The sequence below is a fragment of the Shewanella sp. DAU305 genome, assembly GCF_026802235.1.
GTDB lineage: Bacteria > Pseudomonadota > Gammaproteobacteria > Enterobacterales > Shewanellaceae > Shewanella > Shewanella baltica.
In genome coordinates, this window is record NZ_CP113808.1 from 4426869 (window position 1) to 4445560 (window position 18692).

13 protein-coding genes are annotated in these 18692 nt (G+C 47.7%); 5 read left to right on the forward strand and 8 right to left on the reverse strand.

Features of this window, described 5'->3' with window-relative positions; genetic code table 11:
* The first annotated feature begins 64 nt into the window (after window positions 1–64).
* The 5 genes from srmB to OX890_RS18810 all read left to right on the forward strand — a co-directional run bounded on the left by srmB (window position 65) and on the right by OX890_RS18810 (window position 9454).
* Window positions 65–1324, forward strand: coding sequence for an ATP-dependent RNA helicase SrmB (srmB, locus tag OX890_RS18790; protein WP_006080348.1), 1260 nt, complete (start codon window positions 65–67; stop codon window positions 1322–1324).
* A gap of 363 nt (window positions 1325–1687) precedes the next feature.
* On the forward strand, window positions 1688–2899 hold the full coding sequence (locus tag OX890_RS18795) for an efflux RND transporter periplasmic adaptor subunit (RefSeq protein WP_268649734.1): 1212 nt from the start codon (window positions 1688–1690) through the stop codon (window positions 2897–2899).
* Window positions 2899–6090, forward strand: coding sequence for an efflux RND transporter permease subunit (locus OX890_RS18800; RefSeq protein ID WP_126492670.1), 3192 nt, complete (start codon window positions 2899–2901; stop codon window positions 6088–6090). Before OX890_RS18795 ends, OX890_RS18800 begins: the two co-directional genes overlap by 1 nt.
* A gap of 228 nt (window positions 6091–6318) precedes the next feature.
* Window positions 6319–7026 carry a TatD family nuclease-associated radical SAM protein gene (locus tag OX890_RS18805; RefSeq protein WP_012588470.1) on the forward strand — a complete coding sequence of 236 codons (708 nt, stop codon included), beginning with the start codon at window positions 6319–6321 and terminating at the stop codon, window positions 7024–7026.
* A gap of 190 nt (window positions 7027–7216) precedes the next feature.
* On the forward strand, window positions 7217–9454 hold the full coding sequence (locus OX890_RS18810; protein WP_126492671.1) for a PAS domain-containing protein: 2238 nt from the start codon (window positions 7217–7219) through the stop codon (window positions 9452–9454).
* Here OX890_RS18810 and OX890_RS18815 read toward each other — a convergent pair.
* From OX890_RS18815 to epd, 8 genes are all read right to left on the reverse strand, one after another.
* Window positions 9435–10838, reverse strand: a complete 1404-nt coding sequence (locus OX890_RS18815; RefSeq protein WP_012090100.1) for a hypothetical protein — start codon at window positions 10836–10838, stop codon at window positions 9435–9437. The two genes, OX890_RS18810 and OX890_RS18815, sit on opposite strands and share 20 nt — an antisense overlap.
* Before the next feature lie 93 nt (window positions 10839–10931).
* A complete protein-coding gene (locus tag OX890_RS18820) occupies window positions 10932–11495 on the reverse strand; it encodes a hypothetical protein (protein ID WP_126492672.1) in 564 nt (187 codons plus the stop codon).
* On the reverse strand, window positions 11488–12237 hold the full coding sequence (locus tag OX890_RS18825) for a winged helix-turn-helix domain-containing protein (RefSeq protein ID WP_126492673.1): 750 nt from the start codon (window positions 12235–12237) through the stop codon (window positions 11488–11490). The genes OX890_RS18820 and OX890_RS18825 overlap by 8 nt, the downstream gene beginning before the upstream one ends.
* A gap of 149 nt (window positions 12238–12386) precedes the next feature.
* Window positions 12387–13856 (reverse strand): sodium:proton antiporter NhaD, encoded by a 1470-nt coding sequence (nhaD, locus tag OX890_RS18830; RefSeq protein ID WP_126492674.1) that lies wholly within the window; start codon window positions 13854–13856, stop codon window positions 12387–12389.
* 242 nt (window positions 13857–14098) lie between these two features.
* Window positions 14099–14836, reverse strand: coding sequence for a DUF481 domain-containing protein (locus tag OX890_RS18835; RefSeq protein WP_012090103.1), 738 nt, complete (start codon window positions 14834–14836; stop codon window positions 14099–14101).
* Between the two features lie 205 nt (window positions 14837–15041).
* On the reverse strand, window positions 15042–16109 hold the full coding sequence (gene fba / locus OX890_RS18840; RefSeq protein ID WP_006084020.1) for a class II fructose-bisphosphate aldolase: 1068 nt from the start codon (window positions 16107–16109) through the stop codon (window positions 15042–15044).
* 239 nt (window positions 16110–16348) lie between these two features.
* Window positions 16349–17524 (reverse strand): phosphoglycerate kinase, encoded by a 1176-nt coding sequence (locus OX890_RS18845; protein WP_107403873.1) that lies wholly within the window; start codon window positions 17522–17524, stop codon window positions 16349–16351.
* 137 nt (window positions 17525–17661) lie between these two features.
* A complete protein-coding gene (gene epd / locus OX890_RS18850; RefSeq protein ID WP_006084022.1) occupies window positions 17662–18678 on the reverse strand; it encodes an erythrose-4-phosphate dehydrogenase in 1017 nt (338 codons plus the stop codon).
* Between the last annotated feature and the right edge of the window lie 14 nt (window positions 18679–18692).

An 18692-nucleotide genomic window follows, 5' to 3' on the forward strand; every position in this document is an offset into this window, starting at 1 on the left:
AGTTATTTAAGTTAACCGCCATAACCTTTATAATGCTTCGCTATTATCCGTCGAGACGCTGCGCATGCAATTTGAAGATTTCCAGCTTGACCCTAGCTTATTAGAGTCGCTTAATGCCATGGGGCATCATTCACCCACCACTATTCAGCAAGAAACTATCCCTTATGCCCTAGAGCAAAGAGATATTCTCGCGCGCGCCCCGACAGGAACAGGTAAAACAGCGAGCTTTTTACTGCCATCGCTGCAACATTTAATCGACTTCCCCCGCCGTTTCGCTGGGCAAGCACGTATCCTGATCCTCACGCCTACCCGTGAGTTAGCCAGCCAAATCCACCGTTATGCGTGTCACTTAGCCACAGGCCAAGGTTTAGACATAGCGATCGTGACTGGTGGTGTGCCTTACGGACCACAAGAAGAAGCCTTAGCGGGCAACGTCGATATTCTGGTCGCGACCCCTGGCCGCCTGATGGAATATTTAGACAAAGGCAATTTCAACGCCCAAGAAGTCGATATCTTAATTATCGACGAAGCCGACCGCATGCTAGACATGGGCTTCTCTTCTGTGGTGCAAGCGATTGCTATCGAAGCCCAAGGCCGCAAACAGAACATGTTGTTCTCTGCCACCTTAGAAGGCGGCGGTGTGCAACGTTTTGCCCGTGAAGTGTTAAACGACCCGATTGAAATCGATGTTGAAGCACCTCGCAGCGAAAAAGCCAAGATCCACCAATGGATCCACTTAGCCGATGATAAAGAGCATAAATTTGCCCTGTTATGTCATCTGCTGCGCCAAGAAGATGTGAAACGGACTATCGTGTTCGTAAAAACCCGCGACATCGTTTCTAGCTTAGAAGGCCAGTTACTTAAAGTCGGTATTGCCTGCGCCTTCATGCGTGGCGATATGGAACAGAAAAAACGTTTCCAAGCTTTGAGCCGCTTTACCAAAGGTGAAGTGAACGTCTTGCTGGCAACCGATGTGGCTGCACGCGGTATCGATATCGACGATATCACCCATGTGATCAACTTCGACATGCCACGCTCTGCCGATACCTACATTCACCGTATCGGTCGTACTGGCCGCGCTGGCGCAAAAGGTACTGCGATTTCGTTGGCCGAAGCCCACGACATGCGTATCGTCGGTAAAATTGAGCGTTATATCGAGCAACCGTTGAAACGCCGCGTGATCGAAGAGCTGCGTCCAAAGAACAAAGAAGCGCGGACACCGGGTAAGAAAAAAGCCAAAGTGAAAGCGAAAGAAGCAGCGAAGAAAACCAGCAAGAAAGAAGCGGCAAAGAAAGCGAGTAAAATCGCCCGCAAGAAGAAGTAACGCCAGCTTGAAGTAATCCAACTAAAGCCGCTATATGCGGCTTTTTTATTACCTAAATTTAACTCAATGCAATAAATCAACTGGCGAGTAAAAGCTAACCTTAAAATATAGAGCATGAAATACGGCCCATTTAGATCTACAAGCTCACAAACGTATTCATTCTTATTTCAATATATTCCAATCACCTAAGTGAACCTTTCATCATTTACCTGCTCTAATTTTCGCCAAAGCATCGGTACCTAGTGAGCACATGTGTCAAAACATCACTTTTAGACACATTTAATTTACAAAAATAAATTTATTGGCGCGGCCGACTCTGCTACTTTAACCCCATTACGCGATTAGCATGGATGTAACAATAATATGATGAAGACCCTACTGAGGAGACTTTCTCCTTTTCTTATTCTGCTGCTGTTTGTCTTTGGCGCAGCCTTATTAATGAAAACTAAGGAGGCGCCAGAACAAAAACCGGAAGAGATGCCCATTCCTATCGTTGACGTCACGCAAGTGACTCAGCAGACGGTATCGCTAAACTTGCCGTCCTACGGTGTGGTTACGCCAAAATATAAAACCCAGCTTGTGACTGAAGTTCAAGGCAGAATGCTGAGTATTTCCGCTGATTTTGTGGCGGGTGGCATAGTCAAAAAAGGCGACCAACTCGCACAAATCGAGCCCTCAGATTACGAGGCTGATTTAATGCAAGCCGAAGCAACACTGGCCCAAGCCACCGCTGCACTGAACGAAGAAATTGCCCGCGGTGAAGTCGCTAAAATCGAATTCAAAGGCTACGACAAGGGCTTACCCCCAGAGTTAGGTCTGCGTATTCCACAGCTTAAAAAAGAGCAAGCCAACGTTAAATATGCGCAAGCAGCACTGGCGCGTGCCCAACGTAACCTTGAGCGCACGGTTATCCGCGCGCCGTTCGATGGCATAATCAAAGCGCGCAATGTCGATTTAGGTCAGTATGTTAGCTTAGGTACAAATCTAGGAGAACTCTACGACACTAGTGTTGCTGAAATCCGCTTACCGATTTCCAATGACGATCTAGCCTATTTAGAATCGGTTGATAATCCCGATACTCAAGTGACGCTGAGCGCCTCTTTGGCGGGTAAAGAAAATACTTGGGATGGCAATATTATCCGCAGCGAAGGCGTGATCGATGCTGAAAATCGCATGGTGTATTTAGTCGCTGAAATCAAAGACCCTTACCTGCGCGCCAATAAAGTTGCTGGCAGCTTACCGCTTAAATATGGCAGCTTCGTCAATGCGGTCATCAAAGGTCGCACCGTCGATGGCATAGTTAAACTACCCCGCCATGTGGTTCGTAACGATCACGTCGCCTTAGTTAACGACAAAAATATTGTTGAAATGCGCCATGTGAATATCGTTCGTAGCGATCTCGACAATGTGTATATCAAGGACAGTCTAAAAACGGGCGAGCGCGTCGCCACCACTCACTTCAACAGCATGGCAAACGGTCAACTGGTCAAGGTCTTAGGTGAAGCGGCATTGCCGACTGAGACGCCAAAAGAAGACACGCCTGAGTCGAGTCTTGCGGCCACTGGGGTGAAATAATGGACACTCAAAAAGGGATCTTAGCCTGGTTCGCCCGCAACAGTGTGGCCGCGAACCTGTTAATGTGGGCATTGCTGGTCGGCGGTTTGTTCAGCACTGTCTTGATCAATAAGGAGGTTTTTCCTTCTTTCGAACTCAATTTACTGAATATTTCCGTCGCCTATCCGGGCGCGGCGCCACAGGAAATCGAAGAAGGCATCAACATCAAGATTGAGGAAGCCATCCAAGATATCAACGGTATCAAGAAGGTCACGTCAGTGGCGAGCGAAGGTGTAGGCTCGATTACGGTTGAAGTTGAAGACGGTTACGAAGTGCAAACCGTGCTCGATGAAGCCAAACTAAGATTAGATGCGATTTCGACCTTCCCAGTGAACATCGAAAAACCCAATATCTATCAGATTAAACCTGAAAATAACGTCATTTGGGTGTCTGTCTATGGCGATATGACACTGCACGATATGAAGGAGTTGGCTAAGTCGGTGCGTGACGATTTAACCCAACTGCCAGCCGTGACCCGTGCCAAGGTGACTGGGGTGCGCGATTATGAAATCGCCATCGAAGTATCAGAAGATAAACTACGCGAATACGGCCTAACATTTACACAGGTCGCGTTAGCGGTGCAAAACTCTTCCTTTGACTTACCCGGCGGTTCGATTCGCGCCCAAGATGGCGACATCCTGCTGCGCACCAAAGGCCAAGCCTACACGGGTGATGACTTTGCGAATATCGTCGTCACCACTCGCCCCGACGGTAGCCGGGTGATGTTACCGCAAGTGGCGACCATCAAAGATGATTTTGAAGAACGTTTAGAATACACCCGCTTTAACGGTAAACCGGCCGCGATTATCGAAGTCACCAGTGTTGATGATCAAAATGCCTTAGACATTGCCGCTCAAGTAAAACAATACGTCGAGGATCGCCGCGCGACGCTTCCTGCCAACGCGCAACTCGATACTTGGGGTGATATGACTCACTACCTCAAGGGCCGCTTAAACATGATGATGTCGAACATGTTTTACGGTGCCTTGCTGGTGTTTATCATCCTAGCTATGTTCCTCGATCTTAAGTTGGCGTTTTGGGTCATGATGGGTCTGCCGGTGTGCTTCCTCGGCACTATGCTGATCATGCCGCTCGAACCTTTCTCGATGACGATCAACATGTTAACCCTGTTCGCCTTTATCTTAGTGCTCGGGATAGTGGTGGACGATGCGATTGTCATCGGCGAGAGCGCCTACACAGAAGTCGAACGCCACGGTCATTCGGTTGACAATGTGATCCGCGGCGCGCAAAAAGTGGCAATGCCCGCGACCTTCGGGGTATTAACCACGATTGCGGCCTTTATTCCCATGTTGATGGTTTCTGGCCCTATGGGGATTATCTGGAAATCCATCGGCATGGTAGTCATCCTCTGTTTGGCCTTCTCGCTGGTCGAATCTAAGTTCATCCTGCCGGCGCATTTAGCGCACATGAAGTTTAAAAAGCCCGGTGCGCCAAGGGGATTCTTTGGTCGCCTCAAAGCCAACTTTAACGACAGAGTGCAGCACTTTATTCACCACAGTTATCGCAACTTCCTCGAGCGCTGTATCAAGCAAAGATACAACGTGGTCGCGGCCTTTATCGGTGTGTTGATCCTCTCCATTGCCTTAGTCGCCAGTGGCAAAGTGCGTTGGGTATTCTTCCCAGACATTCCATCGGACTTCATTCAAGTTCAGCTGGAGATGGACGAAGGCAGCTCGGAAGAGAACACTTTGAAAGTGGTGCAGAGCATAGAAGAAGCCCTGTACAAGATGAACGACAAAATGGAGAAAGATAACGGCTATCAAGTGGTTAAGCACAGCTTTATCAATATGAGCTCCCGCACCTCTGCCTTTATTTTTGCCGAACTGACGAAAGGCGAAGACCGCGAAGTCGACGGTGTGACGATTGCTGCCGCGTGGCGTGAACAATTGCCCGAGCTTTTATCGGTCAAAAAACTCAGCTTTAACGCGAGCACCAATGATGCCGGTGGCGATATTTCCTTCAGGTTGACCTCAAGCGATCTCGATGAACTATCCGCAGCCTCTAAAGAGTTGAAGCAAAAACTCGCCAGCTACGAAGGCGTGTACGATATTGCCGACAACTTCTCCTCGGGTAGCCATGAAATTCGCCTAAAGATACGTCCAGAGGCTGAAGCCCTTGGCCTGACCCTTTCCGATTTAGCCCGCCAAGTGCGTTACGGTTTCTATGGTTATGAAGCCCAACGTATTTTACGTAATAAAGAAGAAATCAAGGTAATGGTGCGCTATCCATTAGAGCAGCGCCGCACTGTGGGCTATCTGGAAAACATGCTGATCCGCACGCCAACGGGCACCTCGGTTCCCTTCTCGACCGTGGCACAAATTGAGAAAGGCGAATCCTATGCCTCAATTACCCGTGTTGACGGTAAGCGGGCGATCACCATCACGGCAAATGCCAACAAAAACATAGTTGAACCTTCAAAAGTGGTACAGGAAATCCAAAAAGATTACCTGCCACAATTACAGGCCAAGTATCCTAAAATCCAAACCGCGTTAGATGGCGGCAGTTTGGATGAACAGAATGCTATGGTCGGTTTGATGCAAGGTTTCTTCTTTGCGCTGTTTACCATTTATGCACTGATGGCAATCCCACTAAAATCCTACAGTCAGCCGTTGATCATCATGTCGGTGATCCCTTTCGGGATTATCGGCGCACTGTTCGGTCACTTGATTCAGGGACTCGCGATGAGCGTGTTAAGTCTCTGCGGCATAGTGGCACTCGCGGGTGTGGTGGTGAACGACTCTTTGATTTTGGTCGACTTTGTTAACCGTGCGCGGGAGCAAGGCCTATCGGTCAGACAAGCGGCAGTGGATTCGGGCTGTTATCGCTTTAGGGCGATCATCCTCACGTCACTCACCACCTTTGTCGGCTTAGTGCCTATTATTCTCGAGCGCAGTTTGCAGGCGCAAATTGTGATCCCTATGGCGACGTCCCTCGCCTTTGGTATCCTGTTCTCGACTGTAGTGACGCTGATCTTAGTGCCGCTGCTGTACATCATACTCGACGATGTTAGCCGCTCTAGCAGCCGCTTCTTCAACTGGTGGTGGCAGCCTAAAAAAACCAATGATGAGGACGTTAAGTCCCCAGACTTTGAGCAAGCTGTCACGACTGACTATAAGAAAGACTATTTATAGGCTGTTAGCGATAGGCAGTTAATCAATGTGTTGGACCTTAAAAAGAGAGCTTAGGCTCTCTTTTTTATTGCCTGTGTTCATTCAACTCCAACCCAGCACCGCAGTCATGTTCACTAAGGTGCGAGTGAGTTTGAGCTTTCAAGTTGCGATCTAGCTGACAGTTATGCCATTGAGCTTTCGCTACACTGTGCTCAAGTCGTCAGTTATCGTTAGAATGAACCTATCATTATGTCTGAGCATCTGCATAAGCAACACATTGATAACCCGCACGTTGTCACCACTGAAACCCTAGCGAACGGTCACATCACAGATGAAGTTTGCACGAATGAGACCTGTGCAACCGAAACGCTAGTCTATGATATTCGCCGCAGTCGCTACCTCAATATCACAGGTCGCTGCACCCTGCGCTGCGCTTTCTGCCCAAAACATAATGGCAGTAAACAAATCCACGAATACCAACTCGCCCTGTGCCACCAACCTAAGCCAGAGGAAATTATCCCTCTGCTTGGCGATGTTAAAGACTTCGAAGAATACGTGTTTTGCGGTTATGGCGAGCCAACTTTAAATCTTCCAACGCTACTCACTGTGGCAAAAGAGATCAAACGCAGGGGCGGACGAGTCCGGATTAATACCGATGGTTTAGGCAATCTGGTCCATAGACGCAATATTCTACCAGAGCTTGCCGACTGCGTTGATAGCTTATCGATTTCACTCAATGCGGATAATGAAGCCGCCTATATTGAACATTGCCGCCCAAAACTCGCCGGTTCCTACGCCGCCGTGCATGCCTTTATCGCCTTGGCGCCACACTATATTGAAACGGTGCAAGTCTCCGCCATCGAAGGATTAGCGGGCGTCGATATTGATATTTGCCGTGAACAAGTGGAGTCCTACGGCTGTGAATTTAAGCATCGTGTATTAGGCGCTTTAGGCTAAACACCATTCCAATACGGCCAAAATAGACTGAAGCACTGAGCCGCAATAACTCGCCATTGAGCGAATGAGTAGAGATGTAAACCTGTCTTAACTTTACTAAGGAAATCTTGCTTAGTAACTTGGCACTGTCGTAACAATTCTTTCGTGTTAACATAGCGAAATTAACAGATCACCCACTCATAATCGGTTCATGCTGAAGAATAACCCAAGCACGTATCCCCTAGCGCCGCTGCTCTCTTTAACTCAAGGGATCCATTGGTCGCATCAACGCTTATTAGCCGTTGCAAGCCAGCTCTCTATGCTGGTGATTGGCATGATCATTTTAACCAACTTAATCATTACTTTAGGTGAGCGACGTCTACAGGAAGAATGGGCGACGCAGAGATACAGTGAACTGCAAACTATAGGCACACTGATCACAGATAAAGTGTCTTTCCAGCAATTTCGCACCCAAATTTTTGCCAATGGTGAGCTGCTAAAGCAGTACTTGAGCAATCCGACCGCCAAGCAGCAACTCAAATTACAGGAAGCTTGGCTAGATCTGGTGAAGCATATTCCTGAACTGCTCGGCATTGCGCTGTACGATCCCCAAGGCAATTATAAGTTCTCTACCCCTTCTAATTTCAGTAAAGATGCCTTACCGCAGACCTTGCTTGGCGCGAGTCGTAATATGGGCGGTAAAGAGGTTTACACCTCACCACTGGAGTTTGTTCCGATTGAAGGCATGCTAGAACCCTATATGTATCAAATGGCTTGGCTCGAAAAGCCCGATCAGAGTTCTATGGGTTATCTGGTGACATACAACTCTATGGTGCAAATGCTCGAAGCCATCAAGCCGGCTTTTTCGAGTAACAAATCGCCTATGTTAGTGCTCGACACGCAGGGATTACTCTATGCTGGCGCGAGCGATCTCGCCCCGTTAAGCAATATGCCAGAAACCTTAGGGGCAAGTTTAAGACAAAGTTATCCCGCTCTGTGGCGTGATATGTCCATGAGTAATTTTGGTCAATTCCACGGTGAAGAAGCCACCTTTGTTTACCTTAAGATCGAGCTTACCGCCCAGCCAGAAACCCGCAGAGAATACTTTTTACTCTCCTATGTGCGTAACTCCGACATAGCCGCACGTTTTTCCCAGTGGCAAAACATTGTCATAGTGGCATCGCTAATCTTAACCGTACTCGCCGCTTGGGTTGTGCTACTCAGCCACATGTATCGCTTACAACAGCGTTCACGCCAATACAGTATCGATGTCGCCAATGGCTTATTTAACAGTGATATAGGCTTTATGATGGTCAACGAAAACGCCAGAGTGATCAGCGCCAACACCAAGGCGGCAGAAGCGACCTTAGTGCCACTCGATGAACTCACGGACCGCAGCCTACAACGCACCTTATGCCTCGATGACAGAACCTATGCCGAGCTGATGGAGCAAGTGCATAAAACCGGTCAATGGTCTGGTGAAATCAGCCTAGAAAGTATCAATGGCCCAACGCTGCGGGTACATATCCGCCAAGCGCCAAGGGCGAGCCGAGGTTCACCACATCTATTAATCACCCTTGAAGACATCAGTGAATTAGTCAGCAGTAAAGAACAAGCATTTCTCAGTGAGCTTTTATGCGATAGCACAGTGGCAACAGCGCTGACAGATGCCAATGGTAAACTGATTAAAATCAACCCCGTATTTGATGCGCTAATGCAACTCAATGGCGATTTAAATCAAGATTTAGCCTCGCTGCTCGCCAACGATTTAGGTAATCAATGGCAAAGAATTAGCGCTCAAATTGCCATGCAAGGTCAGTGGCAGGGGCAAATTCTGTGCTCACCTAAACAGGCGCACTCCAATTGTTTACAGGCCACCTTGAAGGGCCATGTGGCCGCCGATGGTGAGATTGATTATATCGTCTGTACCTTAGAACAAGCCGCCGAACGCGGCCGAGGCACAGAGAAACGCAGCCTTGTGCCCCATCGCAGCACGATTCTGCTGAGCTTAGTTGATTTAGAGCGTTACTTTAACTCGCTACCACCGCCAAGCCGCCTGAGTTCAAGCTTACTGCTAATGGATATCAACCCCGAAGGTTTGCTGAGCCACATGAGTGACATCGACCAGCTGGCAAACCGCCAGCAGGAAGTCGAAGTTCAATTATTGCTTGAAATCCCTGCCAATTATCAGATTTTGCATTGGCAACTCGGGAAACTGATTGTGATGTTACCTGACACAGATGCGACCCATGCACACAACTTTGCCCTCAATATGATGGAAAAGCTCAATGGCAATGGCTTAGGTGAAGGGATCAGTATCGGGATTGCGGGTTATCAAGAAGGCCAGACACTTGAGCAGTATCTGAATAATGCCGAAGTCGCCCTAAAACGGGCGAAACAGAATAACGATCAAAATATCGGTCAGGCCTTTACTCGTCATCAATCGTAGATTCGGGCATGTTGACCGAATCGGGCAATTGGCTCTGGGTAATCTCAATAATCGTCGAGCGGTTCATGGTGATTTTGTAGCGAATATACTGCGGGGCTTCGCGGCCATCGCGTAGCACTAAAATCAAGTTAACTTGATAGCGCCGCTCAACCGATTCGTGGCTGATTTTACCTTCAACTTCCTTATAAATCTTCGCCTTACCCCGCTCTAAGTAGCGGGCAAAGGGCACTAAACTAAAGTTAACTTGCTCTTGAATGGTGGAGTATCCCGCTTGGAACTCGCTCTGATTCACCTTAGTGGCAATTTTATAGTGCAGGATTTCCGCATCGACCTTATTTTGGCTATGCCTGTGCTTTAGAATTTCGCTGACTTTATCGGGCAGATCTTGCTGGCGCATAAACTCAAGCCATACTAACTGCTTAGCAATCACCGCCTGACTAGTGGTATCGCGCAAAATCCGGCTCCAGCGTGGCCTGCCCCGCTGAATAAAACGCCACATGGCATTACGCACATCATCCTTAAAGATTTCCCTGAAGCCGTAAATCACCGCCAAGGTTAGCACTAAGGCAATGGTAAAGCCGCTAAAGGCGCCCTGCGCTTGAATAATCAACGCCGACACCACCAACATCACTAACGCCGTCGCCAGTCCCGTCGTGAACTTTTTAAGGCCAATCCCTAAGGGTTTTAACTCTTCTTTGAGTACCACACCTTGTTGGATTAAACGTCGTAACAACAACATCTTGTTTGAGATGCGGTTAGGATCTTGCTTAGTTTGCGCCGAGTTGTAGTTATGCTCATCCCGATAGGCGCACTCATTGCGACACAGTGTTAGTACCCGTTCTTGGATATCGTTGAAATCACTGGTTCTTGTAGCATGGGCGAGCACTTTTAGTAACTGCTGCTCGCAGAACCAAGACAGGTAGTTGTCGGCATTTTCGAAGTAGGATTTCCATTTAGGATCGCCCGGTTCGTTACGGCGAAACTTTTTCAGCAACTGGCCAACTTGTTCGCGTAATTCGTCGAGGGCAAAATAGAAATGGGTTACATCTGTGATTTGATTGAGTTCTTTAACGTCGTTTTCGACTGCAACGGCAAACTGATAGGCGAACAGATTCAAGTACAATCTGAATTCTTCAACGGTGCGGCGATTTAAACTGGCAAAGCGGCCCTGTACCAAAGGTAAGTGCAAGCCTTCTGAATAGTAAGAACGACGGCCAACAATCGCGCTGTAGTAGTACTCTTCTTCATTGAGCGTGTGCGAGCCTATGCCCATTTCCTTTGGTAAAAAGAAATAGAGATCAAGCTGACGATTATCGCCCTTTTCCATCTGGTGGCTGAACTTAATCGACAGGGATTCTTCTTGCTTTACACGTATCTTAGACACAACACCCTTTTCATGAGCCCTCACAGAGACTCATCGCAGTAGACATAAATCAATGAGCACTAATCTTAACTGAAATAAACTCAAATTCACTGATTAAATTCGACTATTTACGATTCGGCATCCACAAATCGTATTGCTGGGTTGGAATAACACTACGGCATAATCCTTAGTGTCATCCATATCTAACACTTCAATACTGAAATTATTCACCCCAGAATCGCGAAACGGTAAACTGCTGATGTTAGATAGATATTTCATGTGTTCTGGCCAATTTTTTTGCTTTTCCATTTCCGATTCAGTTTTCGCCTCCACCGCCACCTTATAGGTCATGCTATTAGCCTCAATACTGTCGACCTTGCCACGCATCGAAATATGGCCCGCACTGGTGCCATCAAAATTAAAGTAACGGTAGTTAATTTGCGCTTTGTCGGCGGCAATCAATACATCCACAAGCAGGTAAAATTTATTGTCGCTGCTGGCAATACCAACACTGGCGCTGACACTTGGATTCACACTCGAATGGCGATCAAACAGTTCTGAACTGCAACTCAACATCATGGTCCGGCTCGTTGCCGACTGTTTATAAATCACCCCGCAAGCCGCAATCAAGGCCGACAAAATAACAATATTGATGGTCCACTTAAGCCATTTAGCCACAGATATCCACCTCGCGTAGCCAGGCAGAGTCGATGAATGCTTTGGGGCGAGAAAAATCGCTGATACTAATATTGCGGAGCACTGACTGGTCGAGTTTTTCACCGCGAAACGTCATATTAAGCACTTGTTTGTCATGGGATAAAGACGCATAAACATCCGCCCAATCGCTCTTGCCACAGGCAATGAGGCCCGCACTTAAGCGCTCGCCCATTTCGAACAGTAAGGTGTTACTCGCACTGGAGTCGGCATATAAGTTCAAGCGTACTTGCTGACCCGAGGCTAACGACAGTATCGACGTCATCAAGGCTTGGGTCGGCTTGCTGTGATCTGTGTGTTTCAGATAAAACACCGAAAACGCTAACATCACCCCAAATAACACTAAGGCACTCCACAAAGGCACAGTGTGTAGTCTGAGGTAATTGACGCCTCGATATTCGCTGCCGTTTGATGGCCGCAACAAATAACCTTGGCCTTTAACGGTTTCGATCAAGCCCTCGTGCTGAGGGCCAAGAAAGGAGCGGAGCGTGGATATGGCGCGGGACACAGAGGCATCGGTTAATGGCGGACCTTGTCCATCTCCCGTTTTTAGCATGTGCTTTGAAACTAACTGACCTTGGTGTTCAAGCAATAACGTGAGCACTTGTAACTCGGCCTGAGAAAGATGCCAAGATTCATCGCGAGACAAGTCAATTAGCATGCCTCGTTCTCGATCAAACCTGCAGTCTCCCAATTGCATACACATTAACTCAACTCCATAAAAACACGGAGTTAAGTCTATGCAAGCCAACCAATGATTAATGTGATCTTGCTAACCCAAGCCAGCAAATAGTTAATTTTCGTGAGACAAGCCGCAAGCCTGTCTCGATAAACGATAATCAAGCTAACGCAGTGTTAGAACATCGCGGCGTTTAACCACATGTGCACTAAAATGCTCGCCACATAACCTAAAGCTATCACAGGCGTCCACCGCAGATGTGCCCCAAAGGTGTAAATACCGCGCGCTTGCCCCATTAGGGCAACTCCTGCCGCACTCCCAATCGAGAGCAAACTGCCGCCCACACCCGCTGTCAGGGTAACTAATAACCACTGTCCCAATGCCATATCGGGATTCATGGTCAATACCGCAAACATCACAGGAATATTATCAATCACAGACGAGAGTAAACCCACGGCAACGTTGGCATAGGTGACATCCCAGTGCGAGTACATGGCCTCAGACACTAAGCTCAAATATCCCATAAAACCTAGGCCGCCGACGCATAACACTACGCCATAAAAGAACAGCAAAGTATCCCACTCAGCGCGGGAAATGCGGCTGAACACATCAAATGGCACCACACTGCCAAGTTGCTGCAGGCGTAATTTGTCTTGTCTTAATTCCGCCTTTTCACGTTCGCGGGCAACAGAACGATTGAAGGTTTTACGCAGGTAAAAACCAAAGAATTGCAGGAAGCCTAATCCCGTCATCATGCCCAATACAGGCGGCATACCTAAGAAGGAATGGGCACACACTGCCGTAGCAATGGTAAGTAAAAACAGCCCTACAATACGCTTAGCACCGGGCTTAGTGTACACATGCTCTTTTTCAGGCTCAGGCACAAAATGCGGGATGAACACACTCATAATGGCGGCGGGTAAGGCAAAGTTAACGAGGGCGGGAATGAACAGATTAAAGAAATCGCCAAAGTGCACTAGGCCCTTTTGCCATACCATTAAGGTCGTGATGTCACCAAAGGGGCTGAACGCGCCACCCGCGTTGGCGGCAACGACAATGTTGATACAGGCAAGGGTAATAAACTTGCGTTGCCCTGCCCCAACCTTCATCACCACAGCGCACATCAGTAAAGCAGTGGTTAAGTTATCGGCTACTGGCGAGATGAAAAACGCCATAAAGCCCGTTAACCAAAATACGGTTCGCAGGCTAAAACCACGGCCCACTAGCCAGCCGCGGATCGCATCGAACAGATTACGTTCTTCCATGGCATTGATATAGGTCATCGCCACCAGCAAGAAGAGCAGTAGCTCGGCGTATTCGAGCAAGTTTTGCTTGAATGCCGCTTCCGACACTTCGGACATGCCGTTTTGCATATAGACAAAACCTATCATGCCCCAGATGATCCCTGCCGCAACGAGCACAGGTTTCGACTTGCGTAAATGTAATGTCTCCTCGGCCATCACAAGTACATAAGCCAGCACAAACACACAGACAGCAACATAACCCACGCTCGCGGCGGTTAAATTAAGCCGTTCTGCCCCTTCTGTCATAGCCCATGCTGCAGGTGAGAATCCGCTCAATATTGCAACGCAGAATAGACTCCACAACGCCATTCCACTGCCTTTAAACAACCGCTGTAATTTCATTAAAGTTCATCTCTACGTAGGAAATTAGTCGAAAATTACCATAGCTTCGGCATAGCAAATGTTGATAAAACGCAACTTTCTATGCATTACCCTATAACCAAAGGCATTTAAAACATTAATTTTTGTATAACTACAGATGTTACTAATAAAGAAAAACTTAACGTATATTCAACTTAGTCCAAAAACAGCCAATAAAAAAGCACCTCGAAGGTGCTTTTTTGTTTTAAATCAGTGTCACAGCATTAGAAAGCATATAACAAGGTCATATTGGTTTCGGTATCTGTGCTTTTCTTATCATCCAGCGGCTCGCTGTTGTAACGCACAATAATGGCAAACTTCATCGCCAATGCGCCGATAATATTTGCCGTTAATGAGGTTTCAGAACGGGCATCTAACTTGTCACCGTAATCGGCAACGAAACGCTGTTGGAATTTAGAGGTCTCAGTGATTTCAGTTTCGAAGTTGATCACGCCGTGGGCAACAACGCTGTCGTTGGTGTCATAACCTTCGATAAGCGCTTGCTCAGTATCGAGACGTTGATAGATATAACCGGGACCCACTTCAACATCTAAAAAGGTCTTGCTGGTGTCATACAGTCTATGACCATAACCCGCTGCGCCAGATAGGGTGTAGTCATAACCGGTAAACGGGTCGACTTCATAACTGGCATTCGCAAATAGGTAGCTACGGTCTGTCATCTTGTAGTTACCCTGTGCGCCTGCTAAATAACGTTTCGCGGTGACAGAACCGGTATCTTCTTTGTATAAACCTTCTAGTAAGTACTGATTTTCCCAATCGCCAAGCTCATGCTTAAGATTTAAACGTCCCTTAAATGATGAGGTTTCAGTGTTACCTGTGGTTAAGGTGGCACCTAACTCAGCTTCACCAGCGAATGTCTTGTCGCCTTTTACAAAATCGGCCCCTGCTGTCGCCATAAAAGGTGCAGTCATTAATAGTGCTGCGGTCAGTACTTTTTTCATATTTAATCGTTCCTGTTCCGTTAAATCCAATCCCTATAAATATCTGTTCGTCCCAGCGAAGCTGAATAAGCACATATTAATATGGGTTAGTTTTTTCCCCTGAAAATCCGCGCAATATTAACATTTGCGCTTAAAAAATGAAAACGACCGCTATTTCATCCATAAAAAAACCCGCATCAGCGGGTTTTTGTCTTAACGATAACGCTTACATGTTGATCTTAGGATCTAAGGCGCCAGACTGATACGCTTTATACATTGCTTGTAAAGACAATGGTTTAATCTTAGATGCTTGACCAGCACAACCGAAAGCTTCGTAGCGAACAGTACAGATGTCTGCCATGGCTTCCATTGACGCTTTCAAGAATTTACGTGGGTCAAATTCACTTGGGTGTTCCGCTAAGAACTTACGTACCGCACCTGTTGATGCTAAACGTAAGTCAGTATCGATATTCACCTTACGCACACCGTGCTTGATACCTTCAACGATTTCTTCTAATGGCACGCCGTAGGTTTCTGGGATCTGACCACCGTATTGGTTGATGATCTGTAACCATTCTTGTGGCACTGAAGATGAACCGTGCATCACTAAGTGAGTATTAGGAATACGCGCATGAATTTCTTTGATGCGGTCGATACGCAGTACATCGCCCGTAGGTTTACGGCTGAACTTGTAAGCACCGTGGCTAGTACCGATAGCGATGGCAAGTGCATCAACATGGGTATCAGCAACGAAACGCGCCGCTTCATCAGGGGTTGTCAGCATTTGATCCATGCTTAATGTACCCACTGCACCAATACCGTCTTCTTCGCCTGCTTGGCCAGTTTCTAAACTGCCTAAACAGCCGATTTCGCCTTCAACTGACACGCCACACGCATGGGCAAATGCCACTGTGCGACGAGTGACATCGACGTTGTAGTCATAAGATGCAGGGGTTTTACCGTCAGCCATCAAAGAGCCATCCATCATCACTGATGACATGCCTAATTGGATAGAACGCTGACAGATATCAGGATCGGTACCGTGGTCTTGGTGAATACACACAGGAATATCTGGGTACTGCTCAAGAGCCGCTGCCATCAAATATTTTAAGAACTGTGGGCGAGCATATTTACGCGCGCCAGCAGAAGCTTGCACAATAACAGGGCTGTCTGTTGCTTCAGCGGCCTGCATGATGGCACGCATCTGCTCTAAGTTGTTAACGTTGAACGCAGGCACACCGTATCCATGTTCTGCCGCGTGGTCGAGTAGTTGTCGTAGGGAAATTAACGCCATTTTTTAACTCCAATAATAGGGTGACTGTCACATTCTGCAACGCTTGGTCACCGAGGTCACTATCGTTTGGATGGATTTTTATACCCGTATTCAGATAGATACCTTAAACAAGTACCTGAAATAAATATCTAAAATAAACACGGGCGGTTTTTTTATAATTCTTTTATTTATTATCAAGCTTTGATGTTATCAGAGCTTATCGCGGCGTCTTATGCGCCGCGTATTTTAAAACTTAATAATTAAGCGCCGCGCTTTTCTAACATAGCCACAGCCGGTAACTCTTTACCTTCGAGGAACTCGAGGAAAGCGCCGCCGCCAGTCGAAATGTAAGACACTTTATCGGCAATACCGTACTTATCAACCGCAGCCAAAGTGTCACCACCGCCTGCGATAGAGAAGGCTTTTGAATCGGCAATCGCTTGGGCGATACGCTTAGTACCTTCACCAAATTGGTCGAATTCGAACACGCCCACAGGGCCGTTCCACACGATAGTGCCAGCAGATTCGATGATTTTAGCTAGAGCTTCAGCGCTATCAGGACCAATATCAAAAATCATTTCGCCATCAGCGACTTCGCTAACTGATTTTAAAGTTGCCGCAGCCGTTGGGCTAAACTCGCCTGCCACGACCACATCAGTCGGCACTGGAATATCGGCGCCACGACTCTTAGCATTGGCCACTAAACGTTTAGCTTCGTCGATCAAATCCGCTTCATACAGTGATTTACCGACATTGTAACCCGCCGCCGCGATGAAAGTATTGGCAATACCGCCGCCAACCACTAACTGATCAACGATACCTGAAAGGCTTTCTAGCACGGTCAGCTTAGTTGACACTTTAGAGCCACCGACAATCGCCACCATAGGACGCGCAGGATTATCTAATGCCTTGCCTAAGGCATCTAATTCTTGCGCCAGTAATGGACCGGCACAGGCGATGGGGGCAAACATGCCAACGCCGTGGGTCGATGCTTGGGCGCGATGTGCAGTACCAAAGGCGTCCATAACATAGACATCACACAATGCCGCCATTTTTTGCGACAGCGCTTCGTTGTTCTTGCCTTCGCCTACGTTGAAACGCACGTTTTCGAATACCACTACTTCACCGACGGCAACGTCGACGCCGTCTAAATAATCCGTCGCTAAACGTACAGGGCACGACAAGGCTTTAGCCAAGTAGTCAACCACAGGTTGCATAGAATATTCGGGATTGTATTCACCTTCGGTCGGACGACCTAAGTGCGACATCACCATCACAGCGGCGCCTTTAGTAAGGGCCAACTCGATAGTCGGTAGAGAGGCGCGCAGACGTGCATCACTGGTGACGACGCCGTTGCTGACAGGCACATTGAGATCTTCACGGATAAGCACGCGCTTACCTTGTAGATCCAAATCTGACATATTGATAATTGCCATAGTAACGCTTCCTTTTATAATCAAAAAACAAACTGGTTTCACACATGGCCGGTATCAGTTTACTGCCGCTAGGCGCTCGACATCCCGTCGAATTGGCATATAACTGAGTGACCCACCGGTGAATAATCTACTTTTTATCAGCCTCGCTTGGCTGCGATCATCGCCAAACTCGTATCTAACATACGATTGGCAAAACCCCACTCGTTATCGCACCACAACAACAGCTTCACCAACTGACCGGCGCTGACACGGGTCTGAGTACCGTCAACAATACTGGAGCGCGGATCATGGTTGAAATCACATGAAACCAAGGGCTCATCAGTATAACCCAAAATGCCGTTAAATCGCCCATTGGCGGCCGATTCCAGCACCTGGTTTACAGTGGCAATATCGACGGTTTTCTCAAGCGTCACAGACAAATCGATCGCGGTCACGTTGATGGTGGGCACGCGCACCGAAATCGCCTCAAACTTATCTTTCATGTGCGGCAAAATCCGCTCAATACCGCGGGCAAGCTTAGTGTCTACAGGGATAATCGATTGGCCGGCGGCGCGGGTACGACGTAAGTCATCATGATAAGCATCAATCACTTGCTGATCGTTCATTGCCGAATGGATAGTGGTAATGGCACCGCTTTTAACGCCGAAGTGGCGGTCGAGCACGTCGATCACAGGTACGATACAGTTAGTCGTACAAGAAGCGTTGGAAACGACTGTGTGTTCGGCGCGGAGTAAATCGTGGTTCACCCCATAGACAATCGTGCCATCGACATCGGCTGAGGATGGATGGCTTATCAGCACTTGTTTAGCGCCAGCATGAATATGGGCTTCGCAGCTTTGACGATCGAGTAATACACCTGTGGCCTCATAGACAATGTCTATGTCCATCTCGTGCCAAGGGAGTTTTGTGGGATCGGGCTCGTGGAGAATTTTTATCGCATCGTCGCCAATCAGCATGTGATCATCGACGAGTTTCACTTTGTGCGCAAACCGACCGTGGGTGGTGTCGTACTGGGTCAGATGAATAATGGCTTCAGGTTTAGCTAATTCATTAATCGCGACAATCTGCATTTGCTGCCGTTTTCCAGACTCGTACAAAGCACGAAGAATAGAGCGGCCGATACGGCCATAACCATTGATAGCGACTCGGATCATTGAGGTCTCAATTT

Coding starts and splice junctions, on each gene's coding strand:
- srmB (WP_006080348.1), top strand. CDS start 65: ATGCAATTTGAAGATTTCCAGCTTGACCCTAGCTTATTAGAGTCGCTT.
- OX890_RS18795 (WP_268649734.1), top strand. CDS start 1,688: ATGATGAAGACCCTACTGAGGAGACTTTCTCCTTTTCTTATTCTGCTG.
- OX890_RS18800 (WP_126492670.1), top strand. CDS start 2,899: ATGGACACTCAAAAAGGGATCTTAGCCTGGTTCGCCCGCAACAGTGTG.
- OX890_RS18805 (WP_012588470.1), top strand. CDS start 6,319: ATGTCTGAGCATCTGCATAAGCAACACATTGATAACCCGCACGTTGTC.
- OX890_RS18810 (WP_126492671.1), top strand. CDS start 7,217: ATGCTGAAGAATAACCCAAGCACGTATCCCCTAGCGCCGCTGCTCTCT.
- OX890_RS18825 (WP_126492673.1), bottom strand. CDS start 12,237: ATGTGTATGCAATTGGGAGACTGCAGGTTTGATCGAGAACGAGGCATG.
- nhaD (WP_126492674.1), bottom strand. CDS start 13,856: ATGAAATTACAGCGGTTGTTTAAAGGCAGTGGAATGGCGTTGTGGAGT.
- OX890_RS18835 (WP_012090103.1), bottom strand. CDS start 14,836: ATGAAAAAAGTACTGACCGCAGCACTATTAATGACTGCACCTTTTATG.
- fba (WP_006084020.1), bottom strand. CDS start 16,109: ATGGCGTTAATTTCCCTACGACAACTACTCGACCACGCGGCAGAACAT.
- OX890_RS18845 (WP_107403873.1), bottom strand. CDS start 17,524: ATGGCAATTATCAATATGTCAGATTTGGATCTACAAGGTAAGCGCGTG.
- epd (WP_006084022.1), bottom strand. CDS start 18,678: ATGATCCGAGTCGCTATCAATGGTTATGGCCGTATCGGCCGCTCTATT.